Origin of the sequence: Saccharopolyspora oryzae (assembly GCF_027853915.1) — a bacterium.
Classification (GTDB): Bacteria; Actinomycetota; Actinomycetes; order Mycobacteriales; family Pseudonocardiaceae; genus Saccharopolyspora; species Saccharopolyspora oryzae.
In genome coordinates, this window is record NZ_JAQGLA010000095.1 from 1 (window position 1) to 25353 (window position 25353).

General features: G+C 70.0%; 22 protein-coding genes and 1 rRNA gene. 18 read left to right on the forward strand and 5 right to left on the reverse strand.

The window, feature by feature from the left end; genetic code table 11:
• Positions 1-108: 108 nt before the first annotated feature.
• Entirely contained in the window at positions 109-570 is a 462-nt protein-coding gene (locus OU415_RS33075) for a carboxymuconolactone decarboxylase family protein (RefSeq protein WP_270953460.1), read from the reverse strand.
• A 47-nt stretch (positions 571-617) separates the two neighbouring features.
• On the opposite strand from OU415_RS33075, the gene pdxR reads away from it, so the two are divergent.
• Positions 618-2015, forward strand: a complete 1398-nt coding sequence (gene pdxR, locus OU415_RS33080) for a MocR-like pyridoxine biosynthesis transcription factor PdxR (RefSeq protein ID WP_270953461.1) — start codon at positions 618-620, stop codon at positions 2013-2015.
• Here pdxR and OU415_RS33085 read toward each other — a convergent pair.
• Complete coding sequence (locus OU415_RS33085; protein WP_177247858.1) at positions 1999-2472, reverse strand: metallopeptidase family protein; 474 nt, start codon at positions 2470-2472, stop codon at positions 1999-2001. The two genes, pdxR and OU415_RS33085, sit on opposite strands and share 17 nt — an antisense overlap.
• Positions 2473-2507: 35 nt before the next feature.
• Here OU415_RS33085 and OU415_RS33090 point away from each other — a divergent pair, with 35 nt between their 5' ends.
• From OU415_RS33090 to OU415_RS33125, 8 genes are all read left to right on the forward strand, one after another.
• Positions 2508-2642 (forward strand): hypothetical protein, encoded by a 135-nt coding sequence (locus OU415_RS33090; RefSeq protein ID WP_270953463.1) that lies wholly within the window; start codon positions 2508-2510, stop codon positions 2640-2642.
• Between the two features lie 81 nt (positions 2643-2723).
• Positions 2724-3083, forward strand: coding sequence for a DUF3499 domain-containing protein (locus OU415_RS33095; protein WP_270953464.1), 360 nt, complete (start codon positions 2724-2726; stop codon positions 3081-3083).
• 110 nt (positions 3084-3193) lie between these two features.
• Positions 3194-4543 carry a phosphomannomutase/phosphoglucomutase gene (locus tag OU415_RS33100; RefSeq protein ID WP_270953465.1) on the forward strand — a complete coding sequence of 450 codons (1350 nt, stop codon included), beginning with the start codon at positions 3194-3196 and terminating at the stop codon, positions 4541-4543.
• Between the two features lie 66 nt (positions 4544-4609).
• Complete coding sequence (locus tag OU415_RS33105) at positions 4610-4819, forward strand: Trm112 family protein (RefSeq protein ID WP_270953466.1); 210 nt, start codon at positions 4610-4612, stop codon at positions 4817-4819.
• A 6-nt stretch (positions 4820-4825) separates the two neighbouring features.
• Entirely contained in the window at positions 4826-5905 is a 1080-nt protein-coding gene (locus OU415_RS33110) for an SIS domain-containing protein (protein ID WP_270953467.1), read from the forward strand.
• 106 nt (positions 5906-6011) lie between these two features.
• Positions 6012-7262, forward strand: coding sequence for a mannose-6-phosphate isomerase, class I (manA, locus tag OU415_RS33115; RefSeq protein ID WP_270953468.1), 1251 nt, complete (start codon positions 6012-6014; stop codon positions 7260-7262).
• 135 nt (positions 7263-7397) lie between these two features.
• Complete coding sequence (locus tag OU415_RS33120; protein WP_270953469.1) at positions 7398-8315, forward strand: cation diffusion facilitator family transporter; 918 nt, start codon at positions 7398-7400, stop codon at positions 8313-8315.
• A gap of 144 nt (positions 8316-8459) precedes the next feature.
• Entirely contained in the window at positions 8460-10007 is a 1548-nt protein-coding gene (locus OU415_RS33125; RefSeq protein WP_270953470.1) for an amino acid permease, read from the forward strand.
• Positions 10008-10364: 357 nt separating this feature from the next.
• On the opposite strand, the gene OU415_RS33130 is transcribed toward OU415_RS33125, so the two are convergent.
• Both OU415_RS33130 and OU415_RS33135 read right to left on the reverse strand, forming a co-directional pair.
• Complete coding sequence (locus OU415_RS33130) at positions 10365-13007, reverse strand: alpha/beta hydrolase family protein (RefSeq protein WP_270953472.1); 2643 nt, start codon at positions 13005-13007, stop codon at positions 10365-10367.
• 198 nt (positions 13008-13205) lie between these two features.
• Positions 13206-13679, reverse strand: a complete 474-nt coding sequence (locus OU415_RS33135; RefSeq protein WP_270953473.1) for an OsmC family protein — start codon at positions 13677-13679, stop codon at positions 13206-13208.
• Positions 13680-13788: 109 nt separating this feature from the next.
• On the opposite strand from OU415_RS33135, the gene OU415_RS33140 reads away from it, so the two are divergent.
• The 7 genes from OU415_RS33140 (at position 13789) to secA (ending at position 23845) form a co-directional block, all read left to right on the forward strand.
• Positions 13789-14433: a dTMP kinase gene (locus OU415_RS33140; RefSeq protein ID WP_270953474.1), complete on the forward strand. Its 645-nt coding sequence runs from the start codon at positions 13789-13791 to the stop codon at positions 14431-14433.
• Between the two features lie 152 nt (positions 14434-14585).
• Positions 14586-15263: an MtrAB system response regulator MtrA gene (gene mtrA / locus OU415_RS33145; RefSeq protein WP_270953475.1), complete on the forward strand. Its 678-nt coding sequence runs from the start codon at positions 14586-14588 to the stop codon at positions 15261-15263.
• Between the two features lie 175 nt (positions 15264-15438).
• Positions 15439-17148 (forward strand): MtrAB system histidine kinase MtrB, encoded by a 1710-nt coding sequence (gene mtrB, locus OU415_RS33150; RefSeq protein WP_270953476.1) that lies wholly within the window; start codon positions 15439-15441, stop codon positions 17146-17148.
• Positions 17145-18872, forward strand: coding sequence for an LpqB family beta-propeller domain-containing protein (locus OU415_RS33155; RefSeq protein WP_270953477.1), 1728 nt, complete (start codon positions 17145-17147; stop codon positions 18870-18872). The genes mtrB and OU415_RS33155 overlap by 4 nt, the downstream gene beginning before the upstream one ends.
• A 154-nt stretch (positions 18873-19026) precedes the next feature.
• Positions 19027-19713: a ComF family protein gene (locus OU415_RS33160; protein ID WP_270953478.1), complete on the forward strand. Its 687-nt coding sequence runs from the start codon at positions 19027-19029 to the stop codon at positions 19711-19713.
• 405 nt (positions 19714-20118) lie between these two features.
• Complete coding sequence (gene hpf, locus OU415_RS33165) at positions 20119-20787, forward strand: ribosome hibernation-promoting factor, HPF/YfiA family (RefSeq protein WP_270953479.1); 669 nt, start codon at positions 20119-20121, stop codon at positions 20785-20787.
• Between the two features lie 190 nt (positions 20788-20977).
• A complete protein-coding gene (secA, locus tag OU415_RS33170) occupies positions 20978-23845 on the forward strand; it encodes a preprotein translocase subunit SecA (RefSeq protein WP_270953480.1) in 2868 nt (955 codons plus the stop codon).
• Here secA and OU415_RS33175 read toward each other — a convergent pair whose 3' ends face one another.
• Positions 23846-24214, reverse strand: coding sequence for an Rv3235 family protein (locus tag OU415_RS33175; RefSeq protein ID WP_270953481.1), 369 nt, complete (start codon positions 24212-24214; stop codon positions 23846-23848).
• 112 nt (positions 24215-24326) lie between these two features.
• On the opposite strand from OU415_RS33175, the gene OU415_RS33180 reads away from it, so the two are divergent.
• Entirely contained in the window at positions 24327-24752 is a 426-nt protein-coding gene (locus tag OU415_RS33180) for an HAD-IA family hydrolase (protein ID WP_270953482.1), read from the forward strand.
• A gap of 517 nt (positions 24753-25269) precedes the next feature.
• Positions 25270-25353, forward strand: a 16S ribosomal RNA gene (locus tag OU415_RS33185); the annotation flags it as partial.

Sequence of the window (25353 nt, forward strand, 5' to 3'; positions counted from 1 at the left end):
GGGCGCCCGCCACGCCGGAGGAGGTGGACAGGTGCCGGGCCCTGTGGAGAACGTCCGCAATTTCACTGGAAATCAGACGTCCGATTTCCATTGAAATTGCGTCGGGGATCAGGCGGTGCGCTCGTCGGTGCCGGCGATCTTGCCGGTGGCGAGCGCGATGCGGTTCCAGGTGTTGATGCTGAGGATCAGCGCCAGCAGGCTCCCCAGCTCCTCAGGCTCGAACTGCTCGGCGGCTCGGGCGTAGACCTCGTCGGGCACGCCGCGGTCGGAGATCAGCGTGACGGCCTCGGTCAGCTCCAGCGCCGCGAGCTCCCGCTCGGTGAAGAAGTTCGTCGCCTCGCGCCACACACCGACCATGTGCAGCCGGTTCTCGTCCTCCCCGGCCTTGCGGGCGTCGTTGGTGTGCATGTGCAGGCAGTACGCGCACCCGTTGAGCTGGGACGCGCGGATTCGCACCAGTTCGCCCAGCACCGGGTCGAGTCCTTCGCCGGCCGCGGCTTCGAGGGAGCGCTGGGCGCGGAACGCCTTGGGGGCGGTCTTGGCGAATTCGATGCGGTTCTGGTTCGTCATGCGTTCGACGCTACGACGCGCATCGACCGGTCGTAGAGTGCAATTCCGTGGCGAAATCTTGGGCCAATTCGGCGGCGGTGACCGGTAGTGACCTCCACCTGGACCTGTCCGGTCCGGGGAGCAAGAGGGCAGTGCTCACCGCCGCGCTGCGCGAGGCGATCAGGGCGGGAAGGCTGCAGCCGGGCACCCGCCTCCCGCCGTACCGATCGCTCGCAGCGGATCTGGGATTGGCCCGCAACACCGTCGCCGCCGCCTACGCCGAGCTGATCGCCGAGGGATGGCTCACCGCCCGCCAGGGCTCGGGGACCCGCGTCGCGCACCGCGTCGAACCCCGCCGCGCCAGCCGTCCGGCCCGGCGGCCGCAACGCCCGGAACCGGTCCACCACCTGCGGCAAGGGCAGCCGGACCGCTCCTCCTTCCCGCGAACCGCCTGGTCGGCCTCAGCGCGCCGAGCCCTCAACGCGGCACCCAGCGAGGCATTCGGCCCGGGTGACCCGCACGGCAGGCCGGAACTGCGCCGCGCACTGGCCGACTACCTGGCGAGAGCCCGCGGGGTCCGCGCCGAACCGGAGCGGATCGTGATCTGCTCCGGGTTCGCCCACGCCCTGGAGCTGCTGTTCGGCGGGGTCCTGCGCGGCCCGCTCGCCGTCGAGTCCTACGGCCTGCCGTTCCACCGCGAGCTGCTGGTCGAGGCCGGGGTCCGCACGATCCCGCTCGGTCTCGACGAGCACGGAGCCCGGACCGACGAGCTGGACTCGCGGATGCGCGCCGCGCTGCTCACGCCCGCCCACCAGTTCCCGACCGGCGGACCGCTGCACCCCGAACGCCGTGCCGCGGCGGTGGACTGGGCGCGGTCCAGCGGCGGGCTGGTCCTGGAGGACGACTACGACGGCGAGTTCCGCTACGACCGGGAGCCGGTGGGAGCGGTGCAAGGCCTCGACCCGGAGCGCGTGATCTACCTCGGATCGGTGAGCAAGAGCCTGTCGCCGGCGGTCCGCCTCGGCTGGATGGTGCTGCCCGAACACCTGGTGGACGAGGTGCTGGCGGTGAAGGGGCTGCGGGAGCGCTGGGCGAGCGTCCTGGACCAGCTGGCGCTGGCCGACTTCGTCGAGTCCGGGCACTACGACCGCCACGTCCGCCGCATGCGGCAGCGCTACCGGCACCGCCGCGACCAGCTGGTCGCGGCACTGGCCGAGCACGCGCCGCACATCACCGCCACCGGCATCGCCGCAGGTCTGCACGCCGTGCTCCGCCTGCGACCCGGCACCGAGCAGGCCATCGTCGCAGCCGCTGCGGAACGAGGTGTTGCGGTGGAGGGGCTCGACGACTTCCGCCACCCCGACGCGTCGAAGTCCGCGGCCGACGGTGTCGTCGTCGGCTACGCCACGCCGCCCGAGCACGGGTACGCGGCAGCGCTGGACGCGCTGATCACTGCCCTTCGATGACGTCCGGGTCCAGTCCGAGGTAGGTGGCGACCTGCTCGACCAGCACGTCGTGCAGCAGGTCCGCCATGTCCGTGCCGTCGCGCGCCCGCGCTTCCAGCGGCCGCCGGTACAGCACGATCCGCGCGCGCGTGGGCAGCCCGCGCCGGTCCACCCCGGCCGGGACCAGCCGGGCGAGCGGAACGTTGGAGTCCACCACCACGTCGTCGTCCCAGACGACCTTCTCGGGAGTGGTGCTGGTGATCTCCGGTACCTCGTCGACGGCGACGTCGAGCTGCGTCAGCTCGGCGTGCCAGCGCTGCTCTATCGGCTCCAACGCCTCCAGCACCAGCGCGTCGAAGCGCTGCGAACGGCTGCGCGACACCGGGACCGAGGACGGGTACAGCGGTCCTCGCAGGCCGCGGCCGCGCCGATCCCGCCGGAAGCGGATACGGCGCCGAGATCCACGTGCGGTCACCACGCGCTGAGGGTACGCCTTCCGCGCCCGGAGCCGGGATGAGCATCGGGTGGAATTCCGCACGCGCGGGCGCGCAGGCGCGCGGAACCGGCCGTTCCGCGGTGCGCGGCGTGATCGACCAGGCGAAACGCCCGGCGCCGGAGCTCGGTCCGCACCGTCCTGACCTGCGCTGACCTCGGCCTGGAGGGCCCGTTCAACATCGGTTTCCGCGTGCCTTCGCCGCGCACCGGATCGGGCGCGCTATCGTGCGTGTCGTGCGGAGCGTGAGGCGGTGCTCGCGGACCGGGTGTCTCAACCCGGCCGTCGCCACGCTCACTTATGCCTACGCGGACTCCACCGCGGTCGTCGGCCCGCTGGCCACTTACGCCGAACCGCACAGCTACGACCTGTGCGAAGCCCACGCGCTGCGGCTCACCGTGCCGAAGGGCTGGGAGGTCGTGCGGCACGAGGGCGAGTTCGCCCCGCCGGAACCCTCCGACGACGACCTGACCGCGCTGGCCGAGGCGGTCCGGGAAGCCGGGCGGCCGGACCGGCCGGTGGAAGCCCAGGGAGCCGGTACCAGCGGCAGCCGCCGCGGGCATTTGCGAGCCTTGCCCGATCCGATCGACGAGTGAATTGATCGTGACGAACAGCTCGCGTGCGTCCAGCGGACGCCACCGCCCGATCGTTCGCCGGTAGGCTGCCAACCACGTCGTGTCTGGCGCGGAATCGGGGAGGGTGCAGCGTGCGGGACCTGTCGGGGATCGTCAAGGCGTACGACATCCGCGGGGTGGTCGGGGATGGACTCGACGCTGACGCGGTGCGGGAGATCGGCGCCGCCTTCACCCGTCTGGTGGGTGGTCCGGCCGTGGTCATCGGGCACGACATGCGGGATTCCTCGCCGGGTCTGGCCGAGGCCTTCGCCGAAGGCGTCACCGGCCAGGGCGTCGATGTGATCAACATCGGCCTGGCCAGCACCGACATGCTCTACTTCGCCTCCGGTCGGCTGGAGCTGCCGGGCGCCATGTTCACCGCGAGCCACAACCCGGCCCAGTACAACGGCATCAAGCTCTGCCGGGCCGGTGCGGCCCCGGTCGGCCAGGACAGCGGCCTTTCCGAGATCCAGGAGCTGGTCGCCCACGGCGTGCCCGAGTTCCTCGGCGCCAAGGGCAGCACCAGCAGCCGCGAGATGACCGCCGAGTACTCCACCTTCCTGCGCGAACTGGTCGACGTCAGCGGCATCCGCCCGCTGAAGGTCGTGGTGGACGCCGGCAACGGGATGGGCGGGCACACCGTGCCGACCGTCTTCGACGGGCTGCCGATCGAGCTGATCCCGATGTACTTCGAGCTCGACGGCAACTTCCCCAACCACGAGGCCAACCCGCTGGACCCGGCCAACCTGGTCGACCTGCAGGCCAAGGTCCGCGAGGTCGGCGCCGACGCCGGGCTGGCCTTCGACGGCGACGCCGACCGCTGCTTCGTGGTCGACGAGCGCGCCGAACCGGTCGCGCCGAGCGCGATCACCGCGCTGGTCGCCGTCCGCGAGCTGGCCAAGGAGCCGGGCGGGACGATCATCCACAACCTGATCACCTCCAAAGCGGTGCCCGAGATCGTCGCCGAGCACGGCGGCAAGCCGGTGCGCACCCGCGTCGGCCACTCGTTCATCAAGCAGACGATGGCCGAGACCGGGGCGATCTTCGGCGGCGAGCACTCCGCGCACTACTACTTCCGCGACTTCTGGCGCGCCGACTCCGGCATGCTGGCCGCGCTGCACGTGCTGGCCGCGCTGGGCGGCCAGGACCTGCCGTTGTCGCAGCTGATGGCCGACTACTCGCGCTACGCCGCCTCCGGTGAGATCAACTCGACCGTCGAGGACCAGCAGGGCCGGATGCGCGCGGTGGCCGCGACCTTCGGCGACCGGTCGGGCGCTCGTGTGGACGAGCTCGACGGGCTTACCGTGGAGTTGTCGGACGGCTCCTGGTTCAACCTGCGCCCGTCCAACACCGAACCGCTGCTCCGGCTCAACGTGGAGGCGAGGGACACTGACGCGATGGCCGCGCTGCGCGACGAGGTGCTCGCGGTCGTCCGAGGGTGAAGTTCGGCCGCGAGAGGTCGGAGCGCGAGCTCGCGCTGGGTGCGCGGGCGAGTTTGGGGAGGAAAAGTGGCCGTTGACCTGGAACCGCAGTTGCTGGAGATCTTGGCTTGCCCGTGCCCGCAGCACGCCCAGCTCCGGCCGGGGCTGGCCGATGATCCCCAGGCCGACTACCTGACCTGCACCTCCTGCGGTCGGGCCTTCCCGGTGCGGGACGGAATTCCGGTGCTGCTGCTGGAAGAAGCCGTCGGGGGACCGGCGCCTTCCGGGGAGGGGTGAGGCCCGGTGCTCGACGACACACTCTTCGACGATCCCGCTCGGCTGGTCGACGCCGATGCCGGTGGTCTGCTGCGCCTCGCGGCACTGTCCGGTGCGCAGGTCCGCGCCGCGGCCGAGACCGCGACCGAGGTCGGCATGGACGACCTGGCCGACGACCGGCCCCGCGCGATCGTGCTGCTGGTGCGCCCCGGTGTGGGGCTCGGGGTCTGCCAGCTGCTGGCCGCTCTGGCCGGGCCGCGCTGCCCGGTCCCGGTGGTGGTCACCGACACGATCCCGGCCTGGATCGGCGCGCTGGACGTGGTGTTCGCGCACAGCGACGACGTCGGCGACGCGGTGCTGGCCGAATCGGTGTCGACGGCCTGCCGCCGCGGTGCGACGGTCGTGCTGGCGGTCCCGCCGGACGGTCCGGTCGCGGCGGCCGGCGCGGGCCGCGCGAAGGTCCTGCCGCCGCGCATCCCGGTACCGCCTGCGCTGTCCTTCGCGCACGCGTTCGCGGTCGGGCTCAACGTCTTCCGCGCGCTCGACCTGGTCCGCTTCGACGCCGAGCAGTTGGCCGACGAGCTGGACAAGGAGGCCGAGCACGCGCACCCGAACCAGGACACGCTGACCAACCCGGCGAAGTCGCTGGCGCTGCGGTTGGCCGACCGCGCGCCGCTGCTGTGGGGCTTGGACCGGGTGTCCACTGCGGTCGCCACGCACGGTGCCTTCGCCCTCGGTGCCCACGCCGCAACGCCTTGCCACGTGGCCGACTACCAGCAGGCCGTGGCCGAGCACGCGCTGCACCGGGCCGCCTCCTCGGTCGGCTCCGAAGCGGACCTGTTCGCCGACCCCGAGGACAACCCGGGCGCTGCCCTGCGCGTGTTCCTGGTCAGCGCCCGGTACGACGCGCAGGGGGAGGCGCAGGAACGGGGCGCGGTGCGGGACCTGCCCGGTGCGGACCTGATCAGCCCAGGTGAATCGGTGCGCGACGACGCGGTGCTGCGATCCGCGACGCTGGCCGCCCGGTTCGACCTGGCCGCCGTCTACCTGGGGCTGGCGGCGGGCACGCTGAACGGTCCGGGGTGGCCGGCGCTGGCCATGCACTGAGGGAAGTTTCAGGGGAATGCCCCGATGCCGCCCGGCGGTCCAACGCGGTGTGCTGTGCTGGGCGCTGGGACGAGCAGGCGCGAAGACGAGGAAGCGAGAAACGACTGTGGAGCTACTGCGGAACGCGGTGCGCCCCTATGCGTGGGGCTCGCGTACCGCTATTGCTGATCTGCTCGGTCGGCCCGTCCCAACTCCGCACCCGGAAGCCGAGCTGTGGATGGGCGCGCACCCCGGCGACCCGTCGCGGGTGGTCCGGCCCGACGGCGACGAGGTGTCCCTGCTGTCGCTGCTGGAGGACGACCCGGCGCACCACCTGGGGCCGGTGTGCGTGCAGCGCTGGGGCGGGCAGCTGCCGTTCCTGCTCAAGGTGCTCGCCGCGGACGAACCGCTGAGCCTGCAGGCGCACCCGTCGGCCGAGCAAGCCGCGGAGGGCTTCCGGCTGGAGGAGCGGGCGGGCATCGCGCGCAACGCGCCCAATCGCAACTACCCGGATCCCACCGCCAAGCCCGAGCTGATCTGCGCCTTGACGGAGTTCCACGCGCTGGCCGGGTTCCGCGAGGCCCAGCGCACGGTCCGGCTGCTGGACGCGCTGGCGGTGCCGAGCCTGCGCGCGCACCGGGAACTGCTCGCCGCGCAGCCCGACGCCGACGGTCTCCGCGCGCTGTTCACCACCTGGATCACGCTGCCGGAGACCTACCTCCGCGAGGTGCTGCCGGAGCTGCTGGAAGCGTGCGTCGAGCACGTCCGGGAGCACGGCGAGTTCTCCCTCGAGTGCCGGACGGTGCTGGAGCTCGGCGAGGCCTACCCGCACGACGCCGGTGTGCTGGCCAGCCTGCTGCTCAACCGCATCGTGCTGCAGCCCGGCGAGGCGATCTTCCTGCCCGCCGGGAACCTGCACGCCTACCTCAACGGCACCGGCATCGAGATCCTGGCCAACTCCGACAACATCCTGCGCTGCGGTCTGACCCCCAAGCACGTCGACGTCCCGGAACTGCTGCGGGTGCTGGACTTCGCCTGCGGGGACATGCGGGTGCTCAAGGGCGAGTCGCTGGACGCGAACCTGACCGCGTACAGGACGCCGGCCGACGAGTTCGAACTCTCCAGGTTGGACTGGACGCCGGCCGAATCCGGTGTCGTGCACCTGGATTCGCCGGGCCCGCAGATCCTGCTGTGCACCAAGGGCAGCGTCCGGTTGACCAGCAGCACGCACAACGGATCGCTGCCGCGCGAGCTCCGGTTGGAGCGCGGGCAGTCGGTGTGGCTCGCGGCGTCCGACCCGGCGGTGCAGGTGCGTCCCGCCGAGCTCGACGACGACGGCCGGGCGCAGGTGTTCCGCGCCGCGGCCGGGGCGTTCTGAACCGCCGAGCGGGGACAAAAGGGACAGAATTCGGGCGAGTTCCCGAACCCGCGGTGCGGCCGCCGCGTCGGCCGGTAGATTCCTCCCGTCCTTGACCGGGTGACCGGTCGACCTGCGCACCGCACGGGAGAGAACGTGTCAGCAAGCGGCGGAACCAAGGCGATCTTGGCTGCGCTCACCGCCAACGCGGGCATCGCGGCCGCCAAGTTCACCGGCTTCCTGTTCACCGGGTCTTCGTCGATGCTGGCGGAGTCGGTGCACTCGTTGGCCGACACCTCGAACCAGGGCCTGCTGCTGCTCGGGCAGAAGACCTCGCAGCGCAAGCCCACCGAGGAGCACCCGTTCGGGTACGGCCGGGACCGCTTCTTCTACTCCTTCGTGGTCGCGCTGCTGCTGTTCAGCCTGGGTTCGGTGTTCGCGCTCTACGAAGGCATCCACAAGATCCAGCACCCCGAGCCGCTGACCTCGGTCTGGGTCGCGGTGCTGATCCTGCTGGTCGCGATCGGGCTGGAGAGCTACAGCTTCGTCACCGCGATCAAGGAGTCGCGCACGATCAAGGGGAAGCTGACCTGGTGGCAGTTCGTCCGGCAGGCCAAGACGCCGGAACTGCCGGTGGTCCTGCTGGAGGACCTGGGTGCGCTCATCGGCCTGGTGCTGGCCCTCTGCGGCGTCGGTCTCACCGCGCTCACCGGCAATCCGGTGTGGGACGGTGTCGGCACCGCGTGCATCGGGGCGCTGCTGGGGGTGATCGCGATCGTGCTGATCGTCGAGACCAAGAGCCTGCTCATCGGGGAGGGCGCGAACCGCGAGGTGCTGGCCGCGATCGTCGGCGAGCTGGAGCGCGGCAGCGTGCAGAAGGTCATTCACATCCGTTCCCAATATTTGGGACCCGAGGAGCTCCTGGTCGCCGCGAAGATCGGCATGACCCCCGCGATGTCCGTGGCGGAGGTCGCTGCCGAGATCGATGAAGCGGAGGCGCGGGTCCGCGCGAAGGTCCCCGAGGCGCGGCTGATCTACCTCGAACCGGACCTCGAGCGGACGCTGACCCGCTGACCAGGCCCGTTTCGTTCAGGGGCGCAGTTGTGCACATCACAAGGAGTTAACGAATGGGCGTGAGGACTAAAGGCACCCAGTTCCGCCCGCAACACTGCCGGGTTAGGGTGCGACCCACCATTTGGGATTACTGAGGAGGCGACAGTGCCAGGTACTGGGCTGTGGCGTACCAAGTCGGTAGAGCAATCGATCTTGGATACCGACGAGCCGGACACCAAACTTCGAAAGAACCTCGGCACCTGGGACCTGATCGTCTTCGGTGTTTCCGTGGTCATCGGCGCCGGCATCTTCACGTTGGCCGCGAGGACCGCCGGCGACATGACCGGACCTTCCGTTTCCGTGGCGTTCGTGCTCGCCGCGATCGCGTGCGGTCTCGCAGCGCTCTGCTACGCCGAGTTCGCCTCCACGGTGCCGGTCGCGGGTAGCGCCTACACCTACTCCTACGCCACCTTCGGCGAGTTCATCGCCTGGATCATCGGCTGGGACCTGATCCTCGAGTTCGCGGTCGCCGCGGCCGCGGTGGCCAAGGGCTGGTCGGTCTACCTCCAGGAAGTGTTCAAGCTGGGCGGGTTCGACCTGCCGACCTCGTTCGAGCTCGGCGGCGGGCTCCAGTTCGACTGGGGCGCGGTGCTGCTCACCGCGGTCCTGTGCACCCTGCTGGCGCTGGGCACCAAGCTCTCCGCCCGGGTCAGCCTGGTCATCACGCTGATCAAGGTCGCGGTGGTGATGCTGGTCATCGTGGTCGGCCTGGCCTACGTCAACACGGCGAACTACACGCCGTTCATCCCGCCGGCCGCCGAGGCCGGTGCCAGCGACACCCCGAAGATCGAGCAGTCCCTGCTGTCACTCATCCTCGGCGGTGAGACCAGCACCTACGGCATCTTCGGCCTGCTGGCCGGTGCGTCGCTGGTGTTCTTCGCCTTCATCGGTTTCGACATCGTCGCGACCACCGCGGAGGAGACCCGCAACCCGCAGAAGAACGCGCCGCGGGGCATCCTCGGCAGCCTCGCGATCGTCACCGTGCTCTACGTCGCGGTCGCGCTGGTGGTCACCGGCATGGTGCCCTACACCGACCTGGCGACCGATGCGGAGGGCAACCGGGCCACGCTGGCCACCGCCTTCGCGCAGCACGGCGTGAACTGGGCGGCCGCGATCATCGCGGTCGGTGCGCTGGCCGGTCTGACCACGGTGGTCATGGTGCTGCTGCTGGGTCAGACCCGAGTCCTGTTCGCCATGTCCCGCGACGGCCTGGTGCCGCGCGGTCTGGCCAAGACCGACCCCAAGCGGGGCACCCCCACCCGCGCCACCATCCTGGTCGGCGTGGTCGTGGTGGTGGCCGCGGGCTTCTTCCCGGCGGACAAGCTCGAAGAGATGGTCAACGTCGGCACGCTGTTCGCGTTCGTGCTGGTCTCGCTCGGCGTGATCGTGCTCCGCAGGACCCGGCCCGACCTGCCGCGCGGCTTCCGCGCCCCGCTCGTGCCGCTGGTGCCGATCCTGGCGATCCTCGCCTGCCTCTGGCTGATGCTGAACCTGACCGCGCTGACCTGGATCCGGTTCGTGATCTGGATGGTGGCCGGTGTGGTGATCTACTTCCTGTACGGCCGCAGGCACTCGCGGCTGGGGCAGCGGGCCCAGGCCGGTGAGGTCGAGACCGGTGGCGAGGTGCCACGAGGCTCCGGTTCGAGCGAGTAATTCCTGGTAAGAGGCGCGGTGGCGTCGTCCCGTCGGGGCGGCGCCACCGCGCTTTTCCGTGCGCGGGGGAGGGCCGCGCTTCCGCTGGTTCTGAGAGCTGCTCAGGTATTCGAACAGATGTTCACCTGCTCGAGTGATGATCTTTGCTGGTCAGCGCGGCAGCATGGACTGCATGGAACTCGAAACGACAGGAACCAGCCGGCGAACGACTCTCCGCAAGGCGCGTGCTGGAACGTCAGCCCCGCATCGCGTCGGTGGTGGAAGAGCACCGACCGTGGACCCACCGTTGCGCGCAGAAGAGAACGGTGGCGCGGTCAGTGCTGGACCACGCCACCGGTTAGGAGTTGAGCGCGGGGCTCAGTTCTCGCTGCTGCCCAGCGACATCGCGCGCTCCCACGGGGCGCTGCGACCGCGGGGCTCGGTGATCTCGGGCAGCACGGCGGGCTTGGGACGGGTTTTCACATCCTGCTGCTCCGGCACGGTGACCGGGGTGCTCTCGTCCTCCGGCGCGGCCTCTGGCTCCTCCGGTGCCTGGGTCAGCTCTTCGACGGAGTCGGTGAGGGATCCGCCGTCGCCGCCCTGCGCGGTCAGGTGCTGGGTCTTCGGTGCGCTCGGCACGGCCGGGGCCTGTGCTGGCGTGGGGGTCTGCGGGCGCAGCGGCAGCGTGGCGCCGCGAACCGGGGTCTCCAGACCGGCCGCCATCGCGACCGCCCGGTCCCACTCGGGGTCGCCGGGGTAGTCGGTGTGCCCCAGCACGCCCGGCACCCAGCGGCGGCAGGCGAACGGTCCGCGCTGCGGATCGGGCAGCCAGTGGTCGCCGCCCAGGACCAGGGCGCCGGTGGGGCCGCGGGTCGCGGCCGGCAGCGGACCTTCCGTGCCGTCGGCGCGGAACCCGACGCCGATCAGCATGCCGTCGTAGACCTGCCGGTTCCACGTGGTCACCGCCCCGCCGAGCGGGTCGGTGCCGCGGCACAGCGAGCGCCAGCGCCCGCCGAGCGTGCCGGCCAGGTCGCGCAGCGACATGTGGGGGACGACGCCGGGGAAGGCGCGCGGGTAGGCCCACTGCAGCTGGGACCCCGCGGTGACCAGCCCGACGCGTTCGCGGTCGGCCTCGGGCAGCGAGTCGAGCAGCCGGGCGGTCGCCACGGCGGCGAGCAGGCTGCCCTGGCTGTGCCCGACGATCACGACGCGGGTGTTCGGGTCGGCCAGGTGCTCGGTGGCGCGTTCGGCCAGCTCGGGGATGACCTTCAGCGCGTAGCACGGCGGAACCACGGGGTGCGCCTCGCGCGGCCAGAACAGCACGAGGTCGCAGAGCACACCGAGGTAGCGGGCGGTGTCCCGCTTGCTGGCCGCGAGGAAGACCATCCGCAGCAAACCGGCCGCCAGCGCGGCCAGCGAGGCGACACCGATCCCGACCAGCCAGTCAGTGTCGATCAGCGGCGGGAGCTCCATGGTTCGCGCCACCACCGTCAACGCGGTGCTGACCGCCAGTACCCCGGCGATCACGAGGAGGACGATGTGCGAGTAGCGGCGCTGCAGGTCGGCCCACTTCCAGGCGTTCGCAGCAGCGCGCTGGTCCTCCGGGCGACCGGCGTGCAGCAGGGCGATCTCGTCCGGGATCGAGCTGTCGCCTTCGGTTCGGGTGGTCCGCCACCGCTTCAGCAGCAGCAACGGGATGCCGATGACCGCGGCGATCGCCAGCAGCACGGCGGTGGTGCCCCAGAAGATCGTGACGTCGTCGAACGCGTCGGGGAGCGTCGGTCCCGGGGAGCCGGGGGCGTTGTCGACGACGAGGGTCTGGCGCACGGTGAACGCGAGCCCGGCCCCGAAGCCGTTGCCGAGCATGCAGGCGAACATCAGCACCGGCGCGGACATCCAGCCGCCCGCCCACGGGCGGAGCGGCCGCGGGCAGGTCTTCCAGGTGGACCGCGCCAGCAGCGTGGCCGGGGTGAGCAGGACCGCGACGGCGACGCAGGTGACCACCAGTGCGCTGGTGATCGCGTCGATGGTGGGGCCCGAACCGGGCAGCGGCGCGTTGAGCGGGCCGGGCAGCAGCGCGACCGAGCACAGCAGCAGCGCGGAGGCGGTCATCAGCACGCGCCGCGGGGTGCGGCCGAGCAGGCCTCGCAGCACCTTCTCCTTGCCGTCCGGCTTCATCCGGGCGGGGTCGTCGAGCCCGACCGTGCCCACCACGGAGATTCCGATCAACGCGGCGGCCAGGATCCACCGCGGGTCCGCGGTGGTCAGGAACGGGCCGCCGAGCGCGAGCATCGCCACAGTGGACAGTGCGGCGATCACGTGCAGGGCGCGCAGCGCGGGGGTGTCCGGGTCGGCGACGACGTTCGCGCCGGGCAGCATCGGCGCGCGTGCGGAGTGCTGCGGCTTGTCGGTCTTCCGGGCCGAGACCTGCCAAGACACAGTGGACAGACGATGCATGAGGAGGACGACGAGAACGACCGGCAGCAGAGCCGCCGACGCGCGCAGCACGTCGAGGGACCTGACTGCGCTCGGGACGAACTCGAGGCAAGGCGCGCCGGGGCTCAGGCACTGCGCTGCCACCAGGTCGAGGCTGACCACGGTGATCTGCGCGACGAACAGCATCGTCAGCAGCAGCGCGGACAGTCGCAGCAAGGCGCGCAACACCGTGGAGAGACCGCGGCTGAGCGCGCTGCCGCTGCGGACCGGCGGCAGCATCCAGTGCGCCATGTTCGCCAGCGCGAACGGGAACAGCAGTGCCCAGGTCGCCTTGGACAGGCCGCCGGAGGTCATCCCGCCCCAGACGTAGCCTTCGACGATCCTGGGCACCGAGCGGTCCCCGGTCGAGAGCACCGGTCCGGGCACCGGTCGGCGCAACCGGTCGGCCGGACGCATGATCCGCCCGACGCCGTCACCGGCGACGTCGACCGAAGCGACGGAGTCGGTCAGCTCGTCGCCGGTGGCGCCGAGGATTCCGTGCACCCGCAGCTCGACCACGCGAGTGTCGGGCCCGGGGATTTGCACTGGTTCCTCCCGAGTCGTAGCGATCATCGGTCGGTGATCGATTCTCCACGGTTGATCGACGTCTGGCGACCTCTGCCCCGATGATTCTGGTCGCGCGGCGTACCTCCTGTCCCGAGATCGGAGGAGTTCGCATCGACCGGAGTCATGCGGACCGCGGAGGACCTGGGTGAACGCCGACCCACGAGCGGAGCGCTCGGCTCATCCAGCGGCGGTGATCTCCGGTTCGTGGCGGACGGGGAAGTTGACCGAGTTCGCGATGTAGCACTTGCGGTGGGCCTGCTCGTGCAGTTCGCGGGCCTTGGGCAGGGTGGCCGGATCGGCGATCTCCACCTTCGGGCGGAGCACGACTTCGGTGAAGTGGCCGCCGGTTTCGGGCACCTCGACCATGGTCGCGCTCGCTTCGTCCCGGTAGGAGGTGACCACGACGCCGGAAGCGCTGCACAGCCCGAGGTACCAGAGCATGTGGCACTCGGAGAGCGCCGCGACCAGGAAGTCCTCCGGGTTGGGCAGTTTCGGGTCACCGCGGAACGCGGGATCGGCCGAGGCCGTCAGCTGCGGCTTGCCGTCGATCTCCACCACGTGCTCGCGGCTGTACCCGCGGTAGGAGGCAGTGCCCTCACCGGTGTTGCCGGTCCACGTCACCGTCAGCTGGTACGAGTGAGTCTTCTGCATGCAACGTGTATACAGGCGAACTGGCTGGCAGCAAAGCGAATTCACGTGCTTCGGAGCAGATCGGGGGAGGCCGTCGGGAGGTCCGCGGCGCTCGACTACCGTCGATGCCGTGGGTCGACTAATCGTCATCGAGGGCTTGGACGGTGCGGGCAAGCGCACGTTCGCCAACGGCATCACCGCGGAGCTCACCGCCCGCGGCCACTCCGTGGCGCGCGCCGCGTTCCCGCGCTACACCGAGGACATCCACGGTGAACTCATCGGCGAGGCGCTGCGCGGTGGTCACGGCGACCTCGGCGACTCCGTCTACGGCATGGCCGTGCTCAACGCGCTCGACCGCCGCGCCGCGGCAGCCGCGCTCCGCGACGACCTCCGCGCCCACGACGTCCTGCTGCTCGACCGCTACGTCGCCTCGAACGCCGCCTACGGCGCCGCCCGGCTCCACCAGGACAGCAGCGGCGACTTCGTCGCCTGGGTCCAGGAGCTCGAGGTGTCGCGCTTCGCGCTGCCCAAACCGGATCTGCAGATCCTGCTCCAGGTTCCGACCGAGGTGGCGGCCCGCCGGGCCGAGCACCGCGAACGGACCGAAGTGGACCGTCAGCGCGACAACTTCGAATCGGACGCGGAACTGCAGCAGCGCTGCGGCGAGGTCTACGCGCAGCTCGCGGCGGCCGGCTGGTGGTCGCCGTGGTTGGTGGTCGACGGTTCCGGCCAGGTCGACTTCGCCGGGATCGTCGACGAGCACGTCCTCGCCTGACCAGCGGGCCGGGCTGGGCGGCTCAGATCACCCGGCCACTGCTCCGTTCGGCGGTATGAACTGGGCTTTCCCGGGTATCAACGGTCCGACCTGCGGTGACGATCTGCGGGTGCGTGCACGGCAGGAGATGCAGAAGTGCAACCATGTTGGGCATGAAGGCACGCGTGCTCGTGGTGGACGACGATCCGGCCCTGGCCGAAATGCTGACCATCGTGCTCCGGGGAGAGGGGTTCGAGACCGCCGTCGTCAGCGATGGCACCAAGGCGATGCCTGCCCTGCGGGAGCTCAAGCCGGACCTGGTCCTGCTGGACCTGATGCTGCCGGGGATGAACGGCATCGACGTCTGCAAGGCCATCCGCACCGAGTCCGTCGTGCCGATCGTGATGCTGACCGCCAAGAGCGACACCGTCGACGTGGTGCTCGGTCTGGAGTCCGGCGCCGACGACTACGTGGTCAAGCCGTTCAAGCCGAAGGAACTGGTCGCCCGGCTGCGCGCGCGGCTGCGCCGCACCGATGCGGAACCGGCCGAGGTGCTGACCATCGGCGACGTGACCATCGACGTGCCCGGTCACGAGGTGACCAGGGACGGCCAGCCGATCGCGCTGACCCCGCTGGAGTTCGACCTGCTGGTGGCGCTGGCCCGCAAGCCGCGCCAGGTGTTCACCCGCGAGGTCCTGCTGGAGCAGGTCTGGGGCTACCGCCACGCCGCCGACACGCGCCTGGTGAACGTGCACGTCCAGCGCCTGCGGTCGAAGGTGGAGCGGGACCCGGAGCGCCCCGAGGTCGTGCTGACGGTCCGCGGTGTCGGCTACAAGGCCGGCCCTCCGTGATCCGGTAACCGGACCTGGAGCGCCTGCTCGCCGAGCGGGCGCTCTTCGCATGTCGCGGGCCGGTGCGGTCCGCGGATCGACCCTTTGACACAGTTGCCGACCGGGGTCGTAGTCGTGGAGGGCGACGGTTGCCGTGAACGTGTGGACGCGTCGGAGCCGCTGGGTGCGGTGGCTGGTGAGTCGTGTCCGGGAAGAGGTCCGCGACCGCTGGCGCCGCTTCGAGGCGGTCTGGCGCCGCTCGATGCAGCTGCGCGTGGTCGTCAGCACCCTCGCTCTCTCGCTGGCCGTGGTGATCGTGCTGGGCATGGTGCTGCAGTGGCAGATCACCTCCCAGCTGCTGAACTCCAAGGAAGAGGCCGCGCTCACGCAGGTCGACACCAGCCTGCCGATCCTCGAGCGCGAGCTCACCGCGGTCGACCCCAACTCCGACAGCGTGTCCGAGCAGCTCAAAGCGGCGCTGAACCGGCTGACGACGTCTTCCTCCGGCCAGTCCACGACGGAAACGGTGGCGGGCGCGTTCACCCCGGTGCTGGTCGACGGGCTCGCACCGGTCGACCGCAGCGAGCAGCCGGTCGCCGGTCCGGTGAACGACGTGCCGGACGACCTGCGCCTGTTCGCCGAACGCGGCCAGCTCGCGACCAAGATCAAAACCGTGGCCCGGGACAGCGGCCCGGTCACCATGCTGATCGTGGGCACGCCGGTCGGCAGCGCCACCCGGTCGTTGCAGCTGTACATGATGGTCCCGCTCACCGCGGAGCAGGAGACCCTCCGCGTCGTGCAGCAGACCTTGCTGGTCAGCGGTGTGGTGCTGCTGGTCCTGCTGGGGCTGATCACGAACTTGGTGACCCGCCAGATCGTGCGGCCGGTGCGGCAGGCCGCGCAGATCGCCGAGCAGCTCGCCGAGGGTGACCTGGACAAGCGCATGCGTGTGATCGGCGAGGACGACGTCGCCCGCCTCGCCGAGTCGTTCAACGAGATGGCCGACAGCCTCAAGCAGCAGATCACGCAGCTGGAGGAGTTCGGCCTGCTGCAGCGCCGGTTCACCTCCGACGTCTCGCACGAGCTGCGCACCCCGCTGACGACGGTGCGGATGGCCGCGGACGTGCTGCACGCCTCCCGCGAGCAGTTCCCGCCCGGCCTGTCCCGCTCCACGGAACTGCTGGTCGACGAGTTGGACCGCTTCGAGCTGCTGCTGGGCGATCTGCTGGAGATCTCCCGACTGGACGCCGGCGTGGCGGACCTGTCCGCCGAGCAGGTCGACCTGGTCGAGCTGGCGGAACGCTCGGCGGAGGCATTGCGCCCGATCGCCGACGACGGTGGCGTCGAGCTGCGGGTGATCGTGCCGTCCGGCGGTGACGGCGAGCTGTCGATCGTCGCCGACGCCCGCCGCCTCGAGCGGATCATGCGCAACCTGGTGGCCAACGCGATCGACCACGCCGAGGGCGGACCGGTGGAGATCCGCTTCGGCAGCAACGAGAAGGCCGTCGCGGTGACCGTCCGGGACTACGGCGTCGGGCTGCGCTCCGGTGAGGCCGAGCTGGTGTTCACCAGGTTCTGGCGGGCCGACCCGTCCCGGAACCGGCGCACCGGCGGCACCGGGCTGGGCTTGTCGATCAGCCTGGAGGACGCCCGGTTGCACGGCGGCGACCTGGACGCCTGGGGTGAGCCGGGCGAAGGGTCGTGCTTCCGCGTCACCTTGCCCCGGCGGCCGGGTGCGGAGTTCGACAGCAGTCCGCTGCCGCTGCCCGGCACCCGCCGCATCGCCGCGCCGGAAGCGCTGCTGGCAGCCTCGGTGGAGCGGCCGCAGGACGCCGAAGCCGGTGATGGCGAGATCCACGACCGGGGTCCCGCCCGGCTGTCCGAGGACACCTGGGAGGACGAATGATGGGAGGCCGGGTCACCCGCTGCCTGGCGGTGCTCTCCGCGCTGCTGCTCCCGCTGACCGCGTGCGCGTCGATCCCGGAGGAATCGGATCCGGTCGCCGTGCGGGAAGCCGACGAGCGCAACTCGACCGCCGAAGTGACCCCGCCGCCCGACAACCTCGACCCGTTGGCCCTGGTCCGCCGGTTCGTGGACTCCGCATCCCCGGCCAGCAACCACGAGGCGGCCCGGATGCACCTCGCCGAGGCGCAGGCCAAGCAGTGGTTGCCGACGCCCGGTCTGCTGATCGTGGACAACGTCGACACCATCCCGGCCCAGCAGTCGGGCCCGCTGCCCGACGGCGTGCAGATGGTGACGTTGCAGGCGGACAAGGTCGGCCGTCTGCTGCCGGACTCCTCCTTCGTGCCGGACGTCGGCGAGTACGAGGCCAACGTGCGGGTCGAGCGCCAGCGCGACGGGAAGTGGCGGATCACCACGCCGCCGCCCGAGATGGTGGTCAGCAAGAACGCGTTCAGCAGCGTCTACCGCTCGGTGCCGATCTACTTCCTCGACCACGACTCCACCGGCGTCGTGCCGGACGTGCGCTACGTGGCCTCCCAACCGGCGAGCACGCTGCCGCGCCGGGTCATCGACCTGCTGACCGCCGGTCCGTCGGACGGGCTGCGCTCGGCGCTGCACACCGCCATCCCGCCGGGGGTGCGTCCCCGGACGAACACCAGCGAGGCCACCGGCGACGGTGCGCTGGAGGTCAACCTCAGCAAGCTCGGCGACGTCTCCGACGATTCGCGGTGGCTGATCGCGGCCCAGGTCGTGTTCACCTTGCAGAAGGTCAGCAACGCTCGGGTGCGGTTGCAGGAGGAGGGCATGCCGCTGCTGTCGTCCGCGCAGGACCTGCGGCCGACCGACCTCACCAAGTTCGAGATCGACAACGTGCCGCGCCAGGACCTGGGTGGGCTGGCCGTGATCGACGAGCGGCTCAGGCGCTTGGACAGCAGCGCCGATCCGGTTCCGGGGCCGGCCGGGTCCGGTGAGTACCAGGTGTTCCGGGCGGGTCAGTCGCCGGACGGGCGCAAGATCGCCGCGGTGACCCGGCGGAGTCCGGACGAGGTCGCGCTGCGGGTCGGGCCGTACGGCGAGGCCCTCGCCGAGCTGGGGCCGGTCGGCAGCTTCATGAGCAAGCCGACCTGGCGCGGGAGCTCGGAGGTGTGGACCGTCGTCGGCGGCCGCGACGTGATCCGGGCCCGCAGCAGCGCCGGCGGCTGGTCGGTGGAGAGGGTCGACTCCCAGCAGTTCACCGAGGGGCGGCCGATCACGGACCTGCGGTTGTCCCGGGACGGCACCCGGGTCGCTGCGGTGATCGACGGGCGGCTGGTGATCGGCGCGGTGTCCGATCAGGACGGTGCGGTCGTGCTGCAGCGCCCGATCGCGCTGCCCGCCCCGCAGAACGCGCAGATCTTGGGCCTGGAGTGGCGGGACAAGGAGTCGCTGGCGGTGATCACCGACAGCAACAGCTCCCCGGTGTACGAGGTGTCGGTGGACGGCTTCCTGTGGAAGGCCTACACGTCGGCGAACCTGGGCCAGCCGATGAAGACGGTCACCGTGGGCCCCGGTCCGACGGTGATCGTCGCCGACCGCAGCAACATCTGGTCGTCCCGCGATCCGAACGACGTGTGGTCCCTGCTGGAGCCGCGCATCGGCAGCAGCTCCGTGCCGTTCTTCCCCGGCTGACCAACATCAACACCGGAGCCGTCGCCGGCGACCGCGCGTCACCGACCTCGACCGAGCTCGTGACCATCGACCAGGTGATGGGGAGTTCTACCCGGCGATCAGCGCCCGACACTCGTCGGTGAGTCGGCGGGCCGTTCCGCGCAATGCTCTGCGGATGCGCGCTTCCTGGCTCCGCGACGGGCGTTCCGGACTGATCGACCTGCTGCTGCCGCTGCACTGCGCGGGCTGCGGCACGGCGGGCACGGCGTGGTGCCCGGACTGCTCCCGCGAACTCGGCGGACTCCACCGCGTCGAACGCCCGCTGCTGCCGCCCGGACTACCGGTGTACGCGCTCGGGCGCTACCGAGACGCGGCCCGCCGCGCGATCCTGGCCTACAAGGAGTCCGGCCAACGCCACCTCGCCGACCCGCTGGCCGGGCACCTGGTCACCGGACTGCGCGCGATCACCGCGGAGCACCAGCTCGACCACCGCTGGTGCCTCGTGCCCGCACCGTCCCGGGCCATCGCCGCCCGGCGCCGCGGCGGTGCGCACGTGCTCCGCATCGCGCACCGGATGTCGGCCCTGCTCACCGCTCGGGGCTGGCCCACCCAGGTGGCGGACTGCCTGGTGACCGCGCGCGGAGCGGCGGACTCGACCGGGCTGGATGCGGCCGAACGGGTGCGCAACCTGTCTGGCCGAGTGCTGGTCCGGAACGGTCGAATTCCGCCTCCAACAGCGCAACTGGTCCTGATCGACGACGTCATCACCACCGCGGCGACCGTCGCGGCCTGCTCGGAAGTGCTCGGAACCGCAGGTCGGGCGTTCGGAGCGGTGCTGAGCCTGACCGCGACGGCGGGTTGAGACGAACGAGTGAACCACCGCTGCGCGGGCGAACCTGGGGAACTTCTCCCGCCGCGCACACGTTTTCCGTTTGTGAGCAGGCAAATTCCGCCCCCGCCGCGACTTCGCGAGGTGCACTCGCGGGGAGCGGCCGAACGGGTGAAAATCCGGGGTGGAGAGTCCTTGCGAGCACTGTCCGCGCACGCCTCGTGCGTGCTTCGAACGGTGGCACCAATCACTCTCGGTGGCCGCTTGACTTCGCCCGACCCGGGGGGTGTCACAAATCGGTAAACCGAGCTAACGTGCCTGTCAATCCAGCCAACCCCTGGCGGAGGGAAGGAGCGACATCCCATGTCCCTGGCGCCGGAAGCGAGCTGACGCGCAGCCTGGCGCCACGCACCTCTCCTACGGAATCGGAGGTCGTGAATGGATATCGTCGTCAAGGGTCGCAACGTCGAGGTTCCCGAGCACTACCGGGACCACGTCAACACCAAGTTGACCCGGCTTGAGCGGTACAACAAGAAGGCAATTCGGGCGGATGTGGAGCTCTTCCACGAGCGCAACCCCCGCCAGGCCAAGAACTGCCAGCGAGTCGAGATCACCCTGGTTGGCAAGGGCACGCCGGTGCGCGCAGAGGCCTGCGCCGGCGACTTCTACGCCGCGCTCGACGCAGCAACGACCAAGCTGGAGAGCCGTCTCCGGCGCATGCACGACCGTAGAAAGGTGCACTACGGACAGCACAACCCGACTTCCGTGGCAGAGGCGACCGCAGCGATGGCGGACCGGCCCGTCGTGATGGGCTCCGGAGCGGCCGAAGGCCGCACCCAGCTGCTCGAAGCGCCCCAGGAAGCACCCGAGTACAGCGCCGAAGTTCCCGGGCAGCGCATGGCCGAGGACGGTTACGAACCGGGCAGCATCGTCCGGGAGAAGGAGCACTCGGCCAAACCGATGACGGTCGACCAGGCCCTCTACCAGATGGAACTGGTCGGACACGACTTCTACCTCTTCTCCGATGCCGACAGCGGTAGGCCGAGCGTGGTCTACCGGAGGAAGGGATTCGACTACGGAGTGATCAGATTGGCGGACGCCCTGTAGGGCGAGTCTGCGCCAACGCCGACCCGAACGGCTGTCCCCCGCGTACCGTGGTTCGCGGGGGACAGCTGCGTGTGCGCGGGTCCGCCACCCGACCCCGCACCGGATGGCCCGTCCCCGCCACCAGCTCTAATACGATGGCCACAAAGCGTCCGTGACGGACGCGTCACGATCAGCTAGTGAGGTCGACCGGATGGTCCTGTCCCGACTGCTCCGCGCCGGCGAGGGCAAGATGCTCAAGCGCCTGCGCGCCATCGCAGCGCACATCAATGAGCTCGAAGGCGACGTAGCCGCTCTGTCCGACGCCGAGCTGCGGGGCAAGACCGACGAGTTCAAGCGCCGCCACGCCGACGGGGAATCGCTCGACGAGCTGCTGCCGGAGGCCTTCGCGGTCGCTCGCGAAGGCGCCAAGCGCACCCTCGGCCAGCGCCACTACGACGTGCAGCTGATGGGTGGTGCGTCGCTGCACCTGGGCAACATCTCCGAGATGAAGACCGGTGAGGGCAAGACCCTCACCTGCGTGCTGCCCGCCTACCTCAACGCGATCACCGGCAAGGGCGTGCACGTCGTCACGGTCAACGACTACCTCGCCCGGCGCGACGCCGAGTGGATGGGCCGCGTGCACCGCTTCCTCGGCCTGGAGGTCGGCGCGATCCTCGCCGACATGACCCCGGACCAGCGGCGCCAGGCCTACGCGGCGGACGTCACCTACGGCACGAACAACGAGTTCGGCTTCGACTACCTGCGCGACAACATGGCCTGGAGCCTCGCCGACTGCGTGCAGCGCGGGCACAACTACGCCATCGTCGACGAGGTCGACTCCATCCTGATCGACGAGGCCCGGACGCCGCTGATCATCTCCGGCCCCGCGGACCAGTCGTCCCGGTGGTACCAGGAGTTCGCCCGGCTCGCCCCGATGCTCAAGCGCGACGAGCACTACGAGGTCGACGAGCGCAAGCGCACCGTCGGCGTCACCGAAGAGGGCGTCTCGATCATCGAGGACCAGCTCGGCATCGAGAACCTCTACGAGGCCGCGAACACCCCGCTGGTCGGCTACCTGAACAACGCGCTCAAGGCCAAGGAGCTCTACAACCGCGACAAGGAGTACATCGTCCGCGACGGCGAGGTGCTGATCGTCGACGAGTTCACCGGCCGCATCCTGGCCGGGCGCCGCTTCAATGAGGGCATGCACCAGGCGATCGAGGCCAAGGAAGGCGTCGAGATCAAGGCCGAGAACCAGACGCTGGCCACGATCACGCTGCAGAACTACTTCCGCCTGTACGACAAGCTCGGCGGCATGACCGGTACCGCCGAGACCGAGGCGGCTGAGTTCCACACCACCTACAAGCTCGGCGTGGTGCCGATCCCGACGAACGAGCCGCTGGCCCGCGTGGACCAGCCCGACCTGGTCTACAAGACCGAGCCGGCCAAGTTCGAGGCGGTCGCCGAGGACATCGAGGAACGCCACCAGGCCGGGCAGCCGGTGCTGGTCGGCACCACCAGCGTCGAGCGCTCCGAGTACCTGTCGAAGCTGCTGACCAAGAGGGGCGTCCCGCACAACGTCCTCAACGCGAAGAACCACTCGCGGGAGGCCGCGATCATCGCGGAGGCCGGCCGCAAGGGCGCCGTCACCGTCGCCACCAACATGGCCGGTCGCGGTACCGACATCGTGCTGGGCGGCAACGTCGACCACCTCTCCGACGCCGAACTGCGCTCCCGCGGCCTGGACCCGGTGCAGAACCGCGAGGAGTACGAGGCCGAATGGCCCGCGGTCGTGAAGAAGATCAAGGCGCAGGCCGAGGCCGAAGCCGAGGAGGTCCGCGCCAGCGGTGGCCTCTACGTGCTCGGCACCGAGCGCCACGAGTCCCGGCGCATCGACAATCAGCTGCGCGGTCGTTCCGGCCGTCAGGGCGACCCGGGCGAATCCCGGTTCTACCTGTCGCTGGGCGATGAGCTGATGCGGCGGTTCAACGCGGCCATGGTCGAGACGGTGATGACCCGCCTCAAGGTGCCCGACGACGTGCCGATCGAGCACAAGATGGTCAGCCGCGCGATCCGCAGCGCGCAGACCCAGGTCGAGCAGCAGAACATGGAGATCCGCAAGAACGTCCTCAAGTACGACGAGGTCATGAACCAGCAGCGGACCGTCATCTACGACGAGCGGCGCCGCGTGCTGGCCGGTGAGGACCTGCAGGAGCAGGTCAACCACATGCTCAGCGATGTGGTCACCGCCTACGTCGACGCGGAGACCGCCGAGGGCTACTCCGAGGACTGGGACTTCGAGAAGCTCTGGACCGCGCTGAAGACGCTCTACCCGGTGGGCCTCGACTGGGAGGAGCTCGTCGACTCCGACGAGGACCTCACCAAGGAGCGGCTGCTCGAGCTGGTCATCGACGACGCGCGCGCGGCTTACGCCAAGCGCGAGGCCGAGGTCGACGGGAAGGTCGGCCCGGGTGCGATGCGCGAGCTGGAGCGCCGGGTCGTGCTCAGCGTCCTGGACCGCAAGTGGCGCGAGCACCTCTACGAGATGGACTACCTCAAGGAGGGCATCGGGCTGCGCGCGATGGCGCAGCGCGACCCGCTGATCGAGTACCGCCGCGAGGGCTTCGACATGTTCGGGGCGATGCTGGAGGCGCTCAAGGAGGAGTCCGTCGGGTTCCTGTTCAACGTCCAGGTGGAGGCTGCCGAGCCGGAGCCCGCGCCGGAGCAGCCCGCCGTTCCGGTCTCGGTGAGCCAGGCCGGTAGCGGTGCCGCCCCCGACGTCCAGCAGACCCCGCCGCCGGCCCCGCAGCCGAAGCGGGCCCGCCCGGCATCGGCCGGACCGGCGCTGAGCCAGCTCGGCGGTGCGTCGGCGCCCGCGGGGGAGAACGTCCCCAGCGCACTGCGCGGCAAGGGGCTCGGCACTCCGGGCCAGCAGCGGCTGAGCTACTCCGGTCCGAACGAGACCGGTGGCGTCGAGACCAGCAGCGACGGCGAGCAGGGCCCGGAGGGTCGCGGCGGCACTCGCCGCGAGCGCCGGGCGGCTGCTCGCGCTGACGCGAAGAAGAACCGGCGGCGCTGATCAGAGCAGGGACAGGCGGGTGCACACCCAGCGCCCGCCGCCCCGTTCGATCCGCAGCACCAAGGCCCGGACCCGGTCGTTCGTTCCGACGACCATGCACGCCTCCACCGCGAACTCGGTGATCGGGCAGGCGTGCACGGAACGAACCCGGTGGTCCGGGCCTCGTGCTGCGTCCAGCCGGGTGGTGAGCAGCAGCCTGGCGACTCGCGAGGAAACGCAGGTGCCGATGTCGGACACGGTCCGCCGGCCGGAGAGCGCGTCGAACACGAACCCGCCGACGGACGTCGCGACGGAGATGGCGCTCCGTTCGTCCAGGTCCTCGACGGCGGGTGGCGCGGGCGGGGCATCGGGTGCGAGGACTGCGGTCATGGGACCTCCGTGTCTCGGTGGAAGAACTCCTCGCAGTACTGAGGAACCAACCCCCTGAATCAGGTCACTTTTCGCTGCGATCCGCTCGATCGTGTGAGCTACCGTGCTGCCCGTGGAACTCACGGGACTGCTCCTGGACTACGCCGGAGTGCTCGACGATCCGGGTCGGGACTCCGCGGACGTGCCGCCGCTGCTCGAAGTGGCGCGCCACGCTCGCCGGAGCGGGATCCGCACGGCAGTCGTTTCCAATGCCAGTGGACTGCCGGACCCGCGAGTCGCGGACGACTTCGACGCGATCGTCCTCTCCGGAGCGGTGGAGGTCGCGAAACCGAGTCGCGAGATCTACCTGTTGACCGCTCGCCGTCTGGAGCTGGAACCGCAGCAGTGCGTGTTCGTCGACGACCTCCACCGGAATGTCGTCGGAGCGGTGGAAGCGGGAATGGTCGGAGTGCACCACCGGGACGTCGAATCCACGCTCGAGGAGCTGACCGTCCTCTTGGGCCTCGAAATGCCACCTGACCTGGCGATTTCCCGTTAAAGGGGGGTGGTGTTCAGGGGGTGTTTCGGGGTGTGTAAAGTTATCCAGGTCAGCGCGACACGGGCCGGGAAAACCGGGCCGGGCCTGACGCGGGGTCAAAACCGGGTCTCCACAATCGAGTGGTAGCCTGGTGTGGCTTCGGGAATGAAGACTTTGAAAATGCGATTCGCTTCGCGGTTGATAACTCCAGAGCTGGTTCGGTATCCGGGTGATAACGAAACGGGATCGGGACAACGGAAGTTGACCCCCCTGATTCACCGGGAAAACGGGCCTGCTAGAGTTAGCGGCACAAGAAAGCGAACAGAGGAAATGCTCCCCGGAGCTTGTCAGCGGTTGAATCGCTGGTGGTGATGGTGTGGGTGTGTTCTTTGAGAACTCAACAGCGGACTGTTTTGGTTAGTGTTCTTTTATGCCCCCGACCAAACATTTGTGTTGGTTGGTGGTTTCTTTGAGTATGACGCTCCAAACCTCTTGTGGGGTTTGTGTGAGTGTCTGCTGGGATTGTTTCAACAAAGCATTGTTGGAGAGTTTGATCCTGGCTCAGGACGAACGCTGGCGGCGTGCTTAACACATGCAAGTCGAACGCTGAAGCACTTTCGGG